We start from the raw sequence: 16,735 nt of genomic DNA on the forward strand, positions 1-16,735 counted from the left end.
GTACCATTGGATGAACCTCTGCAAAAGAGAAACAGACATCCTGTTCAATGAAAGCACAAAATGACAGGAAGGTGCGGGCGGTTCTCGATATAGTGGAAAAGGAAGGAGAGGGAAAAATGATTCACTTGATCATGGATAGTATCAATTATATGGAAGAGAGGCTGGATCAGCCTTTGCAGATCGAAGAAGTGGCAGAGGCCGCCTGTATGTCTAAATTTCATTATCAGCGGCTATTCCATATGCTGACAGGAATTGCAGTAGCAGAATATATTCGCAAAAGACGATTAACCCTTGCGGCAGAAGAATTCATGACCAAGCAAGTGAAAGTCATTAATGCGGCGGTGAAGTATGGCTATGAAACCCCAGAGTCGTTTGCGAAAGCCTTCAAGCGGCATCACGGATATACACCGGCAGCAGTGAAAACAGGCAAGTATACAGTGAAAGCCTACCCTCGTCTCTCCTTCGAACTTCAAATAAAAGGAGTCGAACCGATGCATTATCGTATTGTGGAAAAGGATTCATTTTCAATCATGGGCAGAAGACTAAAGACAACAACAAAGAATAGCCAAAACAAACAGGATATTCCCGACTTTTGGAAGCGTGTCAATCAAGAAGGATGGACGGATTCACTGGCTCATGCAGCTGGAGAACTCGGATATATCGGTGTATGTGCGCATTTTGATGAAACGCTTGAAACATTTGACTATATCATTGGGATTGAGCAAGGTGAGGAAGAACCAGATTCGACCATGACAGTCGAGCAGATTCCGGCCAGTACGTGGGCTGTATTTCAGGCAAAGGGGCCTGTCGAAACCGCTGTGCATTCAACATGGACACGCATTTTCACAGAATGGTTTCCTGCCTCAGGATATGAGCATGCTGGGGGAATGGAGATGGAAACGTACCCTTTAGATGGAGAGATACATTCTCCAGATCATGTGACATTGATTTGGATTCCAATCCGTAAACAATCATAAAAAAGGCAGCGTATCTCGCTGCTTTTTATCCTTGTTTGAGGACGTGAACACCGTTTGGATCGGTCGTATTCATCCCATGAGAATCCATCATCTTCACTTCAAGTAAAGAGAGACGTTCTCCTTTTTTCCAATGAATAGGTTGTGTCAAACCGTCCAGCAACTGATCGACCGCAGGTGTATGAGTCAAATCAGGTACTGCGATCGTCATCTCGGCAATTGCTTCTTCACCAGTTTCAATCACATCTGTCCGCCGCTGCAATTCAAGCCTTAAGCGCATCGGTGTAGAAAGAAACGTTCTTCGCTCCCCGGTCTGGATTGCCCAGTTTCTCTTTTGCGCTTGTACCAGCAGCTGATCATATTCATCATCAGTCACTAGAAAGCCGATGTGATCAAAAAGGACTTTCTTACTATAACCAAATGTGATATTGATCTGTCCCTTTCTCATCTCAATGATTCGGAAAGAGGGCTTCTTCTCTCTAAAATCATCCCATGTCTGCGGAGGAGGAAAGGAACCTTCCTTTGCGAAACGACCCTTTACTTCAAAGCCTAATGAAGTGTACGCCTGCTCCGTCTCCTCAACAAATGGTGTCCAGTAATGATAATGGAAAAGCTGCATCAGAGGATCATCTCCTGTTTTAAGAATATTTCGTCTATTTAGTTTAGCACAAAACAAGCCATTCTTTTAGTAGAATGGCTTGTTCTTATCGGGTAAGGGTTTGAACAGGTTTCTCCGCTGTTTTTGTAATGAGCAGCTGCAAGAGCCGTGTCGATTGTGGCAATGAAAAGCGAAGGACGAGTCCAGTAAAGATGGCCGTCAGAATCGTTCCAATGCCAATCGGGCCGCCGAGCATCCATGCAAATAGAAGCACGGTTAACTCAATACCATTTCGAACCCACTGTACGTTCAGCCCTGTTTTTGCTGAGATGAGCAGCATTAATGAATCCCTTGGCCCGGCGCCAAGATTAGCTGAGACATAAATGCCAACGCCATACCCAGACACAATCACGCCCGTAATAAATACATATAAAGCAGGTAAATACCCATGTGGTGCAGGTAATACTGCATTAAAGAAATCAATAAACACGCCAATCAGCACCATATTGAGAAGGGCGCCGATCTTTGGAAAAGATTTCGTGAAAACAGATGTCAGTGTCACAATGAGTGCACCAATAATGATCGACCATTGTCCAATGGTTAAACCAAAATGCTGAAACAGTCCATAATGAAAAGCGTCCCACGGACCAATGCCAAGGATCTTTCCCTTCACTGTCAGCGATAGTCCAAAAGCAAGTACAATCAATCCAACAAAATAAAAAAACCAACGTAAAAGATGTTCCCGCTTCAAAAGCTTTCCCTTCTTTCTTAAACACTCGATTTCAATCGTAACATACTCGCACGCACCTTTAAATGGCTTTGCTCCATTGTAATCGCTTACTCGACAAAAAGAATTTTTTCCATAAAAAGAGCAGAAAACATCAAATTTTGGAGCAAGACTTTTGCCTTGTTTTTTTTAACAAAGTGAACCAATAATTAACAATTTTTATGAAAATAAGAAAAAAATTCAATATAAAATGACAAAAAAACAACCTTTATCCAATTAAAGAATATTTAAGATAAATTAGAATAGATTGTATGTAAATTGCGCCGTTAGGCCTGTTTTTATTGATAGATAAAATATTTGATACACGATAAAAAAACTTGTTTTATTGGAAAAAACATAGTTGGATCAGATGTCGAAAGTTGTATATGACAAAAGGGCTATTTTTGTCGAAAATAGTCTTTTAGTCATGTTGAGGGTTCTGAAATGTTACTGATATTCTTTACCAAAGTGTGGGAGGTGAACTGGTACATACCATTATGATTTAGAGCAGGGAAAAGGGGATGTCAAAAAATGAACATATTAAAAAGAACGAGTCAATTATTTCTAATATTGGTGCTGATTGCTGGGAATTTATTAACAGTTTCGCCACCTGTTACGAAAGCCGCTGGGACGGTGGTTGTCAATAACGCAGATTCCTACATGATTGGAAATGGGAAGTTAGTTCTTTATCAGCTTGATGGGCAAAATCCAACAAACGTAAAGGCTAGTGTACAGGTGAAGGGAATTAATTCGACTGTAGTGAACGGTGTTGCTGTGAATGATCAAGAAAACACTGTGTATGCAACTACGACAGCAAGTGGAGAGCCAGTTCTTTATAAAATAAATGCGACCACTGGACAAGCAGAGCGTGTAGGTGTTTTAGGCGGAAGAGCGCCTAATGCCGTTGTTTATAACGGTAAATATATTCATTCGTATGCGGTTGATGGAGAACCCTACCTTGCAACGTACGACTTAGCAACTGGTCAAAAAACGTCTAAGAAAATTGTCGGTTATGACGTTGGTCCTGGCATTGGCGGAGACATTGGCGGAGACCTTGTCGTCGATAAGGATGGCTATCTTTGGTTCGCATCTAATACCAGTGGGTCCATTGCGCAAATGAATCCTGAAACAGCTGAAGTCATTCGAGTGATTCCAATCACAAATGCAGATGGTAAACCGATTGAGGGAGGAGTACGAGGAATTAGCTTTTTGCCAAATGGACAAATGCTATTACAATCAGGAAAAGATGACTCTATTGGTCATTCTACTCTTTTTACACTTGATGCGAAAACATTAAGTACAACATATATGGGCACTGTAGGTGATTCATTATCTTACGACTTAGCTTCAAGGGTGAAGCCTGAATTCGATCCATATCCCCCTAACCTTGAATCAGAAAAATCTGTTGCTTTACAGAAAAAAGCAGAAGGCAACACAGATGAAAAGCATCCAGAAGTAGGCGACACTTTGCTTTATACAATTAGAGCAAAAAATACGGTGCAATTCGGCATTCTTAAAAATCTGATCATATCAGATAACCTTCCGAGCAGCTTAACCTATGTTTCTGGATCTCTTAAGGTAGATGGCACAAGCGTAACAGATGCAAAGGATCAAGACAAAGGTGATTTTACAAACGGTACTGTGACAGGTCAAATAGGTGATGTGAAAGACACCGATTGGCACACCGTGACATTTGAAGCGAAAGTAGCAAAAGGGCAAGCTGGCAAGGATATTCAAAATACAGCGAATGTCAAAGGGGAAAACACACCGCCAGACAATCCAACAACAAACATAGAAATTTATCCTCGTGATCCGAAGCTTGAATCAGAAAAATCAGCGGTCTTACAGAAAAAAGCAGATGGGAATACAGATGAGAAGCACCCAGAAGTAGGGGACACATTGCTGTATACCATTCAAGCCCGTAACGCTATTGAAGATAGTGTAATAGAAGACCTTGTGATTTCTGACAAGTTACCTCAAGGATTATCTTATGTACCAAATTCACTTCAGGTAGATGGAAATCCGGTCACAGATGTAAAAGATGACGACAACGGTGATATGACAGATGGAACTGTCACTGGAACGTTCGGTGAAGTGAAAGATACGAAATGGCATACCGTGACGTTTGAAGTCACAGTTGAAAAAGGCCAGGCAGGCAAAGATATTCAAAATACAGCGAGTGTCACAACCGGCAACACACCGCCAGACGAGCCGACAACGAATGTAGAGATCTATCCTCGTGACCCAAAGCTGACTTCTGAAAAATCAGCGGTCTTGCAGAAAAAGGCAGATGGCAATACAGATGAGAAGCATCCAGAGGTCGGTGATACACTTCTTTATACGATTAAAACAAAGAATACGATAGAAGACAGTCTCGTTGAAAATTTAGTGATCTCAGACGAACTGCCGGAAGGATTAGCGTATGTGCCGGATTCACTTCAAGTGGATGGAGAGGCAGTCACTGACGCAAAGGATGACGATAACGGAGACTTCACAGATGGTACCATATCAGGACAATTTGGTGATATTCAAGATACAGATTGGCATACCGTGACATTTGAAGTGACGGTTGAAAAAGGACAATCTGGCAAAGACATTCAAAATACAGCGAGTGTCACAGGTGAAAACACACCACCAGACGATCCAACAACAAAAACAGAAATCTATCCTCGTGATCCAAAGCTGGAATCAGAAAAATCAGCGGTCTTGCAGAAAAAAGCTGAAGGTAACAAAGATGAGAAGCATCCAGAAGTAGGAGATACCCTGCTTTATACAATTAAAACAAAGAACACGATAGAAGACAGCCTTGTGGAAAATCTAGTGATCTCAGATCAATTACCAAAAGGGCTGACGTATGTCGCTGGGTCTCTTGAAATTGATGGAGAATCTGTCACAGATGTGAAAGACGACGATAGCGGAGACTACACAGATGGAAAGGTCACAGGTTATTTTGGTGATGTGAAGGACACGGACTGGCATACCGTGACGTTTGAAGTCACAGTTGAAAAAGGACAGGCTGGTCAAGACATTCAAAACACTGCCGAAGTAACAGGTGAAAACACACCGCCAGATGATCCAACAACGAAAACAGAAATTTATCCTCGTGAACCAAAACTAGCATCAGAAAAGACAGCGAGCATTCAGAAAAAAGCAGAAGGGAACACAGATGAAAAAACACCACAGGTAGGCGATACCCTTCTTTATACGATCAAAACAAAGAATCTTGAAGAGGACAGCATCGTCGAAAATCTCGTGATTTCAGATCAACTACCAAAAGGTCTTGAATACGTCGAAGGGTCATTAAAAGTAGATGACCAAGCCGTCACAGATGCAAAAGATGACGACAACGGAGACTACACAAAAGGCAAAGTGACCGGTCAATTTGGCGATATCAAAGATACAGACTGGCATACGGTGACTTTTGAAGCGAAAGTAGCAAAAGGCCAAGCGGATAAAACCATTCAAAACACAGCGAAAGTAACAGGCGAAAACACACCGCCAGATGAGCCGACAACCGAAACAAACATTGATCCAAGAGATCCAAAGCTTGAATCAGAAAAAACATCTGAGATTGCTCAAAAAGCAGAAGGCAATACAAATGAAAAAGAAGTACAAGTAGGCGACACTCTCCTTTACACCATCAAAACAAAAAATAGTGTAGAAGACAGTATCATCAAAGATTTAGTGATCGCAGATCAACTGCCAGAAGGTCTTGAATATGTCGAAGGATCATTAAAAGTAGATGACCAAGCCGTCACAGATGCAAAAGATGACGACAACGGAGACTACACAAAAGGCAAAGTGACCGGTCAATTTGGTGATATCAAAGACACAGACTGGCATACTGTTACTTTCGAAGCGAAGGTTGCTAAAGGCCAAGCGGATAAAACCATTCAAAACACAGCAAAAGTAACAGGCGAAAACACGCCGCCAGATGAGCCGACCACCGAAACAAACATTGATCCAAGAGATCCAAAGCTTGAATCAGAAAAAACATCTGAGATCTCTCAAAAAGCAGAAGGCAATACAAATGAAAAACAAGTTCAGGTAGGCGACATCCTTCTTTACACCATCAAAACAAAAAATAGTGTAGAAGACAGTATCATCAAAGATCTAGTCATCGCAGATCAACTACCAAAAGGTCTTGAATACGTCGAAGGATCATTAAAAGTAGATGGACAAGCCGTCACAGATGCAAAAGATGACGACAACGGAGACTACACAAAAGGCACAGTCACCGGACAATTTGGTGATATCAAAGACACAGACTGGCATACGGTGACTTTTGAAGCGAAGGTCGCGAAAGGATCTGAAGGTAAAACCATTCAAAATATCGCAGTTGTGAAGGGTGATAATGTTGACGAACCAGACAAACCTGAAAACTCAACAACGGTAGTACCGCCGCATGTGCCAGAGGTGCCAGCAAATCCAGAGCAGCCTTCTCATTCAGAACCGGATACACCTGGTCATCATCTTCCGAACACTGCAACAGAGATGTACAATCTTTTACTAGCAGGATTTGCACTTGTACTAATAGGTGCATCCCTTATTGTATGGAAAAGAAGAAAAAGAAACGGATAATCGTCCATGTTTCAAAAAATCATCTCAGCTCTATTGATTACAGCAGGTATTTGTTTTGTGATTGTAGGATATATGAAAATCGTTGATGGACAAAGACAAGTAGATCAATCATTCCAGTCAGCGCAAGCAGCCATCCAGCAAAAGGGGAAAATGGATTCCTCTTTTGTGCCGGAGGCTGGTGAAACCATTGGGCTCTTGCACATTCCAAAGTTAAACGCTGAGTTACCAATTGTAGAAGGAACAGCGGCGGAGGATTTGGCAAAGGGAGTGGGTCATTATCACGAGAGCTATTTTCCTAACGAACAGGGACAAATCGTTTTATCTGGGCATCGTGATACTGTGTTTAGACGAACAGGAGAACTTGTGAAAGGGGATCAACTTGTCATAGAGCTTTCATACGGTCGGTTTACCTATGAAATTGAGAAAACAAAGATTGTGAAAAAAGATGATCAAAGTATTATTACACTACAACAGGAAAAGGAAGAACTTGTCCTCACCACATGTTATCCTTTTTCTTTCATTGGGCCTGCGCCAAACAGATATATTATATATGGGAAGCGTGTTTAGCCACTGGATCAGCCTGCAGCTCATTCTTTCATTAATCGATTAGAGCGCTTAATCCCTTGATAAACAGGGAATCTTCTATATCATATCTAGAGATGCAGGGGGGGTCAATTTGTTAAATAAAGAAGATGTAAAGTATATAGATAATGTTGGAAGAATTGTCCTGCCGACAGATATAAGAAAACGGTTGAAAATTCATCCACAAGATTTTATTGAAATCTATCAAGAAGAAAGTCACATTGTGATAAAGCCTTATTGGCAGGATAAACCTTGTATCGTTACAGGGCAAGTCACCTGTTCCAATAAGGCGCTGTCAGGCGGTGTAGTTGTCAGCCCAGAGGGAGCGAGACTGCTCCTGCAAGATTTACTAGCGCTGCGGCTGCAAAAAGAGATATAAAAAAAGGCTGTCGAGAAAATCTTGACAGCCTTTTTCTTAAATTTTCCATGTTCTCATTTATAATAGGAAAAAGTCTAGTACAGGAAGGTGATTTTCTCATGTTCCACATTAGAAATTATCCTCAGCACGAAGCAGAATTTGTATTGTTAGATCAATTGGATCAAAGAGGATCACCTGATTCGTAAAATTGATCAGTACATTGATTTATTGTTTACTTAAATGATAAGGTTATCTTTGGTGTCTACCGATTTTCCGTTTTTTAAATCATTTGAATATTTTTATAAGTAATAGGATCTTTATAACCAGCCTCTTTAAAACCTTTTAACCTTAATGTGCAACTGTCACATTCACCACAGGCATACTCTTCTCCGTTGTAGCAGGAGGTAGTAAGCTCGTAAGGCACATTCAACTTAAGTCCCAGCGTTATTGTATCCGCTTTACTTAAATTGATAAGAGGAGTATAAATGTTTGTTTTTTCCCCTTCGATATTTCTTTTGGTCGCAAGACGGACCGTATTGTTTAAGCTTTCAATAAACTCTGGACGGCAATCTGGATACCCACTGTAGTCGACTCTACTTACTCCAGTGAAAATAGCTTCTGCTTTAATCACTTCCGCATAAGCTGATGCACAGGAGAGAAAAATTAAATTCCTAGCCGGTACATATGTTATCGGGATGTTATTTTGATTCACTTTTTTCGGTACATCTATATTTTCATCGGTTAATGCGCTGCCTCCTAAATTTTTTAAAAAATCAATATTTACAATTTTATGCTCTTGTACTTGATAATGCTCTGCAATTTTTTTAGCTTGTTCCACTTCTCTGGAATGTCTCTGCCCATAGTAAAACGTGAGGGCATGCAACTTGTATCCTTCATTCTCTGCAATTCCCATGCAGGTGGCACTGTCTAATCCACCGCTTAAAACAACGACTGCTTTCTTATCATTCTTTTTAATATTAAACACCCCTTTCTTTCGGATCCCAAATGATTTTGTGAATCTGAAGATTAACTTGAATATCTTTCCGCCGGCTGTTTAGAACTTTTTTGACTAGATTCGCTGGCTTCATCGTCTCCCAAACCGGACTCATTAATAGCCGGCCCTTTTTATGATGCTTGTCAATAACATCCATGGCGATTTGAAAATCGTTTTCAGATCCTATAACAAATTTGATTTCATCATTTTCATCTAATAAATCAAAGTTTTCATAGATCATTTTTTCCATTTCTCCACTTTCTGGTAGTTTAAAATCCATTATAAATCGAACTTTATTGGACATTTTAGGGGATTGACGCCTCATGTTTATAAAAGTCTTTAAATGAATAGCACCATTTGTTTCAATATGAATATCTTTAATTACATCGATTTTAGCCAGCCTCTGAATTAAAGCTAAAGATTTTTCCCCATGGATTAAGGGCTCTCCCCCGGTTAAACAAACATAATGGTTTGCCAAACGGGACACCTTCTGTGCGATCTCTTCTATTGTAGCTTCAAACTCGGGTTTGCTGGGGGCATAGCTGTATTTTGTATCGCACCACACACAACGCAGATTACAATGAAACAGCCTTATAAATGTCGTCTGTTTTCCCACAGCAGATCCTTCACCCTCTATTGTTTCGAAAATTTCGACCATTGGTAATACTGTTGTATCTGCATTCATTTTACGCTCATCACCCTCCCGCGCTCTGATAATGTTTCAGAGAGAATTTCCAAAATATCGCGCTACATACTAGAAAACCAATAACATATAAGAAATACTGATAAACGTTTGTTTCATTAGACACATCAAGAAGGCGTTCCACCGGTACATTTGCGACGATCACTATAGGAAAAATAAAAACAAAAATTATTCTGCCAATCCCTTTAAAAAAAGACGTCGGATATCTAAATAGCGTCATTGCCCCTAAAAACAATTCGTGCAGACCGTCAACTTTCGTAATCCAAATCGATAATGTCATAGTGATAAACCAGAGTGCGTAAGCCAGCACTACTCCGGTTAAAATAAGGAACAAATATTCAAATATTTGGTTTATTTGTAAGGCGACATGTAGATTGATCAATGCATATATAACAAGCAAAATTGCTGGAATTAAATTCCCGAAATTCCCCATATCTAATTTCCGCAAAGAAATAATAAACTGGCTGTTTACGGGCTTTAATAAAAGAAGATCCAAGGTTCCTTTATTAACCAATGATGGGATATAGGGAAGGTTATTGATAAACAATACAAAAATTAAAGATTTTAATATCTCGCTTGTTCCGATTAGTAAATAAATGTCATATATACTCCATCCATTGACGTTTTCCACATAACCAAAGAGTGTATTGAAAAAAATTAGTGTAATGACAAACCATATGAGACTGTCAATAATATTCATAAAGAAGTTGGTTCTGTACATCATTAAATTAATGCTATTGATTTTAACAATGTGGAGAAAAAGAGTGATGTATCTCATTTCATGCACCAACCGATTCATATTTTGACATCGCACGTTTCCACGCATACTTCGAAAAAGCAGAAAGTATGCCGATCCATATAAGTTGAATAAATAAGCCGTAAAAGATTTCTCCCATTCCCAAACGGCCAAGATATATGTTTACAGGAAAATCAATCAAATAGGCAAATGGGAGATTTTTAACGATATGAAAAAATGGGTCCGGCAAAAGCTTTAATGGAAATAGCGTACCTGATAGCAGTTCAAGCAAAATATCTACTGTAAAAAAGAACGAAGCTATCTCAACAAAATAAAAAGAAAATAGAGAAACAAGAAAATACAAATTATAATACAAAATCATCGCCAAGATGGCAGCTGCAATCAGACCTGCTAAATCATGAAAATCAGGAAATAAAAAATATTCTCTATTGCAAAAAGAAATAATTCCTATTGGAATAATAACAAGCGTTAATTGGACCAGCTTATTTCCGGTATTTTTTGAAAACCAGAATCCCCAGTATGAAATAGGTTTTGTTAAATATTTTGAAAGTTCACCGCTGCTCACCTCATCTTGAATTGACCAGTGGAAAGAAGGAAGCAATAAGATCTCGAGAATCTTTGCTATAATTAAATATGTAATCATTGATTCAATTGTGTAGCCTTCAATGATTTGTTTTTGATCGTAGACATTCTGCCATAAATAAATGACTGCAATAAGTGGAAGCAGGCTAAATGCCATATACAGCAGGGTGTTGAGTCGATACTGAAAAGCCGTCTGTATGGCCATGAGCCCCGGCTTAATATATTTTCTCAATTTTTTTCAACTCCGACATGCTCTGATTGTTTATAAATCTCCTCTAATAAAGATTGGATTTCTGTATGCTTCTCCTCAAAATGAATAATATCGTAATTATTGATAATATCCCTCAAAGCCTGACTGAATGTATTTCTACTAATTTTCAAAAGAACAGTATGATCCAGTTCTTCGATGATTTCACCATATTGCTTCAAAAGCGAAAGGTTTTCCATTTCTGATAGGGTGATCGACAACAACTTGTATTCATCATCGTTTAAACCTGGCAAACCTTTAAAGCTCCCATTATAATAAAGCGCTCCATCTCGCAAAATCATAATTTGCTCACAAAGCTCCTCGATATCCTGTAAATAATGGCTCGTTAAGATAACTGTCACTTCCCGTTCCCGGCAGTATGACTTCAAGAATCGTCTAATATTTTTTTGAGCAATAAAATCTAAGCCAATTGTTGGCTCATCCAAAAATAAAATCTCAGGAGAGTGAAGTAGCGCGGCTACCAATTCACATTTCATTCTTTCGCCAAGAGAAAGATTTCGAACGGGAGATCTCACAACATGCTTCACATGCAAAGCGGTTGTCAGTCGCTCTATATGATCCTCAAACTCAGCTTGGGCAATCTGATATATTTCTTTATGGAGCAAAAATGTTTCGTATGGTGTAAGATCCCACCACAATTGATTTTTTTGTCCTAATACAACCCCTATTTTCTTTAAAAACGCCGGTTCTTTTTTATGCGGCGTAAATGAATCGACCGTTATCCTCCCTGAAGTCGGTGTAATCAAACCCGTCATCAGCTTAATTAAAGTTGACTTGCCTGCCCCATTTGCACCGATAAGACCAATAATTTTTCCTTTTGGAATTGAAAAAGAAACATTGTTTATAGCATGAATGACTTCTTTTTCTCTATGAAATAGACTCTTAACGGAATTCCAAAATCCTTCATCCATTGAAGCTCTGCTGAATGAACGTGATACATTTTCGACCTGTATGAACATAACCAAATCCTTCCGTTGATAAGTTTTAAAATTTGAAAATTTCTGCGAACTCAGTGCCGACCTGCATACCTCTATATGCATTTAACCCTTTAACCCCATTTTCCAATTGGAGGATGGCTCCTTGAGATTTATATGCGCTTAAAGCCTCCATTTTTTGGTCTATCACACTACTGATATCACTGACTAATTGATAAGTGGTTAACGGAGTCCAAATCTCATACTGCAAACATCTTTTGATCTTGTTTTTGTTTCGCAGAAAATTAGAGCGGTTTAAAAATAATGCCTCACTGGTAATTTCATGAACAATTCGATGGTCACGGTCAGCTTCTTCCGAGTGAGGATAGTATACATAATCAGGCCGATAATCATCTATATGCATCAGCACTCTTTCAACAAGATCTCTTCTATAGGTGAGCGCCCGGTCTTTTTCTTTTAAAAAATGAATATCTTGTGTGCCGATGATTGCGCAAGCTCTTTTGCATTCGTTTTCACGTATTTGAATATTTTGTTCAATGCTGCCATCGATTCCGGAAAGTTCGCCCTTTGTGACGATAATAATTCTCGCCTGATCCCCGCGTTTAATCGCTTTGGCAATTGTTCCCCCGCATCCGATCATTTCATCGTCATGATGTGGCGCGATGACTAAATGTTTTCTGTTATTTGTGTGCATTCACTTTCTCCTTTCTTTAAGAAAGCTTTGTGATGTAGATCATAAACTCGCTGCCTCGCTTGAAAGGTTCTCTATTGTAATCCCCATAAAAGTCTAAAACAGTAAAACCTCTGGATTTTAGAAGATAAAACAGTTCTGTCGGTAGTGAATATCTAGTTAAAAACTTGAATTCGTATTTCTCCGTTGCTTTATCACCTTGATGTATTTCAAATAAACAATAAGTTGATACAATTTGTTTATAATGGTCTATTCGAAATATACTTTGGGATTTAATATATTGATGATCTTTGGAGGGATTAGCTGTGTTTCCAAAATCTTTTTGCCTCTTGTCGTAAGGACAGACTTGCGGCGGCGATATGATGTCAAAAATAAACTTGCCTTCAGGTTTTAGCAGTTGCTTAATTTTTTTTAGCGCTTCGACCTGATCTTTTGGGGTCAAAAGATACTCAAAAACACCACCGCTCATAAAAATATAATCAAATTGGCTATCACAATGGAAATTTTTTATATCGGCCTTCTCAAAATGTATACGTTCTAATGTTTTCTGGTCAGATGTAGCAAGTTTCCTTTTTGCATTTTCAACCATTCCTGCGGAAATATCGATAGCATGAACGGTTGCACCGTTTTGGGCTAATTGAAAGGCCAGTCGGCCAGATCCGCATCCGATGTCAAGAATTGTGATACCTTCCTTTACAAAGCTGCTGTAGAAATCAAATAGTCCGTCCGGTTCAGGAATTAATTTATCATAAACGCTAGAGATATTGTCATACTGTTGTATTTGCTGAACCACTCTTTTTTACACCTCTTTCAAATGATTTGCTTTCCTTTTTAAACCCCATGAAAAATGCAATCTGCCATAAAGAAAGATAAATAGCTACACCCGTACCAAACCTATTTTTCAAAGGAGTCCAACTTTTTAGCATGCTTTTCAACAGGTTGCTAGGAGGAGAATACCATTCTTTATTCGATTTAACCCCTCTTGCTTGTCCCCTTCCATAGTTGTAAGAGCTTTTCAAATCGCCTAACAGCGTCAGGGCAGGATGTATGACTTGGGCACTATCATCGTATCCGATGCTGAGATCAGCCCTCCTCACTCTTGCATCAAAATCATAATCTTCTGTCCAGTTTATTTGATCGTCAAAATAATAGTTGTCTATTTGATCTAAAATATTCTTTCTAAATGCTAAAGGGGGGGAATACGCATTTTTTTTAGTGGTATGAATATGTCTGGAAGTTGCAATTATTTTTTCTGTTTTTGACCGGTAGGCAAAAAGAACCCTTCCTTTAGCTAACGGATGTTTATACAACATGTTGTATAACTTATCTATACAGCCTTTTCTAAAAATACAATCTGAATCCATTAGCAGAACATTATTTTTGCTTGAAGACTTGATTCCTTCGTTATAAGCCTTTGCAAGATTTGGAAAGGGAAGATAGACCATTATTGCATTGTGTTTTTTGGCGATATTTTCAACTTGTTTGGTTGCGCCGTTGAGTACGACTATAATTTCTGCCTCTATGTCTATGCTTTTTAAACAATCGTCAAGTCTAGGGTCATTATAAGCTGGTATTACGATTGACAGATCTATCAATGCTACTCACCTTTTTTAAAGTATTTTCCAAATCATTCAACACAGGATCTAAAATATAAAACTCTCCCCAATCCTTTAAGTTAGTCAAGACGCCTTTTGAACTTCTGAATGTCTCCAAACCAGGTGTATGAAAATATGTGAGGTCTATTGTTTTGCAAAAATCATGAATGTCAGTCACAATTGAATCCTTTATTGGCATGCAATAGTGTACAACTGCTTTATAATGTTGCTGCTTGGAGGTTAAATAATTCTTTATTCGATTTAAAAGTGAATCTTGATATAATTTTTTCATTCTTAAAGCTTCTTCTTCGGATATATCCTCTGTTTGTATCCAATCGTATGCGCAAAATGCCGGATTCATTTGATATTCATAAGGGATAACGCCTGCATTAGACAATATGATGGGGTGTATCCTTTCAAATTTATTTGTTATCTTTCTTATTTTTTTTCCAATATAAGAAAAGTCATATGGTTTTGCCCATGTGCAGACTTGGAATAAAATGATGTCTTTTCCGGCTGGCGGAAGGTACTCATCACTACAAAAGAATTTTTGCCATTGTTCAAATTCTTCGTGAAAGATATGGTCGCTGGTCGCCCCTCTCTTAAAGAAGGTTTCCCCCTTATAGATGTTTTTCAGTTTGTATTCCGGAAAGTTTGGATAGGTAGAACTCATGAACACTCACCTCATCTTATTTTTTGATTAAAAAATGATTTAAGAATAGAAAATCTAGCTCAGAACAAAAAAATGAACGAATTGCATCCTTCGGTGAACAAACGATCGGCTCATTTCCAATATTAAAAGACGTATTTAAAACAGCTGGTATTCCGGTTTCTTCATAAAAACATTGAATAAGCTCCCAATAAGGTGAATTCACCTCTCTATCTACGATTTGAGGCCTTGTGGAACCATCGATATGAGTTACTGCCTGAAGCAACTCTAGCGAGGATTTATGTATTGTTGCGTTTAAAAGCATATAAGGAGATGCCGTTACCTCGTTTATCGCCATCGTCTGATTCTCTGCATTAATGCTAGGTGCAAGTGGGCGCCATTGTTCCCTTTCTTTTATATAATTTACCCTTTGAAGCATTGTTTTGCTTTGCGGATTGGCCAGAATGCTTCGGTTTCCTAAAGCTCTTGGTCCGAATTCCATTCTTCCGGAAAATCTAGCTCCGACACTTCCTTTTTTTAAAAGCTCGACTGTAGCTTCGTTTATGCCATTCTCAAAAAACTCATATTTAATTTTGTATTGTTCTAGCAAATCTTTAATTTCTCTATCACTAAAGGCCGGTCCTGAATAGACATGGTCTTTCGAAAGCTTTACATCAAAACCCAGTTCTTTAGACAGCATTGCTCCTGCCCCTAATGATACTCCTGCATCAGATGCAGCGGGCTGTATAAAAATATCTTTAACTTCTTCTAAGTCAAGCAGTTTCCTATTGCTTACACAGTTAAGCCCGACGCCGCCGGAGATGCATAATCGAGAGCAACCGGTAATCTCTATCGCCCTCTTGGCAAGGTAGATCAAATTCTCTTCCAATGCTTTTTGTCCAAAAGCTGCCACATGATTATAAGATAATGCATCAAGTTGATCGTATAGTTTAGCCCCTTTGTGGTCGTAGACATAATGTGCTGAATTTCTCTTTTCACCGAATTTTTTATAAAAGTAACGTACCCAATCTGTTAAAATTTGATTATAAGTTCTTCTATATCCATCATGTTTGTTGACAATTAACGGGACGTTCCCTTCCCATACTCCATAAGATGACAAGCCCATTGTTTTTCCTTCTCTAAATCTGCCCAGACCAATATATTTTGATAACCCCTCATAAAAGATTCCCAAGGAACATTCCAAAGGGTAAACTTCAAGATAATCGATATGCCCTTTTTCTCCTTTAGCGATTGTGATGGACTCTTCCTCGCCCGAACCGTCTACTACAAGTATTGCTGCGTCATCAAATCCGGAACTATAGTATGCGCCAGCAGCGTGGGCTTGATGGTGGGGATACATTTGTAGTGTTGGGTCTTTTTTTCTCGGAAACATATTTTTAGGGAAAACACAATGCAAGATATCTTTAGTTGTCAGCCTTTGTTTGTCGCCATACTCAATTTCAAGTTTTTCCACATCCCAGCCTAATGCTATATAGTCGACTTCATCTGCTGTAATACCTGCTTCGTGCAAGCAATAAGAAATAGAATGAACGGGCACTGTGTCAAAAGCTTTTTTTCTTCTTATAAATCGTTCTTCTTCAGCGGCAGCGAGCAATTTTCCTTGATAAAATAAACTTGCACTCGTATCGTGCACACCTTTATCCCAACCATTTATACCTAGCACGTACATTAAAACACCTCA

Annotated in this window: 16 protein-coding genes; 4 read left to right on the forward strand and 12 right to left on the reverse strand. The window is 39.0% G+C overall.

The features are described from left to right. The first annotated feature begins 116 nt into the window (after nt 1-116). Nucleotides 117-977 carry an AraC family transcriptional regulator gene (locus tag MKY11_RS02030; RefSeq protein ID WP_342501786.1) on the forward strand — a complete coding sequence of 287 codons (861 nt, stop codon included), beginning with the start codon at nt 117-119 and terminating at the stop codon, nt 975-977. A 25-nt stretch (nt 978-1,002) separates the two neighbouring features. Here MKY11_RS02030 and MKY11_RS02035 read toward each other — a convergent pair whose 3' ends face one another. Both MKY11_RS02035 and MKY11_RS02040 read right to left on the reverse strand, forming a co-directional pair. Next, complete coding sequence (locus MKY11_RS02035) at nt 1,003-1,593, reverse strand: hypothetical protein (protein ID WP_041508242.1); 591 nt, start codon at nt 1,591-1,593, stop codon at nt 1,003-1,005. Nucleotides 1,594-1,678: 85 nt separating this feature from the next. After that, nucleotides 1,679-2,323, reverse strand: a complete 645-nt coding sequence (locus MKY11_RS02040) for a YitT family protein (protein WP_007498187.1) — start codon at nt 2,321-2,323, stop codon at nt 1,679-1,681. A 546-nt stretch (nt 2,324-2,869) separates the two neighbouring features. Between MKY11_RS02040 and MKY11_RS02045 the strand changes: the two genes are divergently transcribed. The 3 genes from MKY11_RS02045 (at nt 2,870) to MKY11_RS02055 (ending at nt 7,880) form a co-directional block, all read left to right on the forward strand. After that, complete coding sequence (locus MKY11_RS02045) at nt 2,870-6,919, forward strand: isopeptide-forming domain-containing fimbrial protein (RefSeq protein ID WP_342501787.1); 4,050 nt, start codon at nt 2,870-2,872, stop codon at nt 6,917-6,919. 6 nt (nt 6,920-6,925) lie between these two features. Next, nucleotides 6,926-7,486 carry a class D sortase gene (locus MKY11_RS02050; protein ID WP_335350120.1) on the forward strand — a complete coding sequence of 187 codons (561 nt, stop codon included), beginning with the start codon at nt 6,926-6,928 and terminating at the stop codon, nt 7,484-7,486. A gap of 109 nt (nt 7,487-7,595) precedes the next feature. Further along, nucleotides 7,596-7,880 (forward strand): AbrB/MazE/SpoVT family DNA-binding domain-containing protein, encoded by a 285-nt coding sequence (locus tag MKY11_RS02055; protein WP_041508244.1) that lies wholly within the window; start codon nt 7,596-7,598, stop codon nt 7,878-7,880. A gap of 259 nt (nt 7,881-8,139) precedes the next feature. On the opposite strand, the gene queC is transcribed toward MKY11_RS02055, so the two are convergent. From queC to MKY11_RS02105, 10 genes are all read right to left on the reverse strand, one after another. Continuing rightward, nucleotides 8,140-8,835: a 7-cyano-7-deazaguanine synthase QueC gene (gene queC / locus MKY11_RS02060; RefSeq protein ID WP_082515459.1), complete on the reverse strand. Its 696-nt coding sequence runs from the start codon at nt 8,833-8,835 to the stop codon at nt 8,140-8,142. A 1-nt stretch (nt 8,836) separates the two neighbouring features. Next, entirely contained in the window at nt 8,837-9,538 is a 702-nt protein-coding gene (locus tag MKY11_RS02065; RefSeq protein WP_251185572.1) for a radical SAM protein, read from the reverse strand. 10 nt (nt 9,539-9,548) lie between these two features. Further along, on the reverse strand, nt 9,549-10,334 hold the full coding sequence (locus tag MKY11_RS02070) for an ABC-2 family transporter protein (protein ID WP_056703580.1): 786 nt from the start codon (nt 10,332-10,334) through the stop codon (nt 9,549-9,551). Nucleotide 10,335: 1 nt separating this feature from the next. Further along, on the reverse strand, nt 10,336-11,127 hold the full coding sequence (locus tag MKY11_RS02075) for an ABC-2 family transporter protein (RefSeq protein WP_056703577.1): 792 nt from the start codon (nt 11,125-11,127) through the stop codon (nt 10,336-10,338). Then, nucleotides 11,124-12,074: an ATP-binding cassette domain-containing protein gene (locus MKY11_RS02080; protein WP_162242778.1), complete on the reverse strand. Its 951-nt coding sequence runs from the start codon at nt 12,072-12,074 to the stop codon at nt 11,124-11,126. The genes MKY11_RS02075 and MKY11_RS02080 overlap by 4 nt, the downstream gene beginning before the upstream one ends. Before the next feature lie 73 nt (nt 12,075-12,147). After that, complete coding sequence (locus MKY11_RS02085; protein ID WP_056703571.1) at nt 12,148-12,792, reverse strand: PIG-L domain-containing protein; 645 nt, start codon at nt 12,790-12,792, stop codon at nt 12,148-12,150. Nucleotides 12,793-12,808: 16 nt separating this feature from the next. After that, nucleotides 12,809-13,582, reverse strand: coding sequence for a class I SAM-dependent methyltransferase (locus tag MKY11_RS02090; protein ID WP_056703568.1), 774 nt, complete (start codon nt 13,580-13,582; stop codon nt 12,809-12,811). Continuing rightward, nucleotides 13,557-14,384, reverse strand: a complete 828-nt coding sequence (locus MKY11_RS02095; RefSeq protein ID WP_056703565.1) for a glycosyltransferase — start codon at nt 14,382-14,384, stop codon at nt 13,557-13,559. The genes MKY11_RS02090 and MKY11_RS02095 overlap by 26 nt, the downstream gene beginning before the upstream one ends. After that, nucleotides 14,350-15,057, reverse strand: a complete 708-nt coding sequence (locus tag MKY11_RS02100; RefSeq protein WP_056703563.1) for a DUF5591 domain-containing protein — start codon at nt 15,055-15,057, stop codon at nt 14,350-14,352. Before MKY11_RS02100 ends, MKY11_RS02095 begins: the two co-directional genes overlap by 35 nt. A gap of 16 nt (nt 15,058-15,073) precedes the next feature. Beyond that, complete coding sequence (locus MKY11_RS02105; protein ID WP_342501788.1) at nt 15,074-16,723, reverse strand: carbamoyltransferase C-terminal domain-containing protein; 1,650 nt, start codon at nt 16,721-16,723, stop codon at nt 15,074-15,076. Nucleotides 16,724-16,735: the final 12 nt, after the last annotated feature.

It is taken from the genome of Bacillus sp. FSL W7-1085, assembly GCF_038595035.1.
Lineage (GTDB): Bacteria > Bacillota > Bacilli > Bacillales > Bacillaceae > Bacillus > Bacillus altitudinis.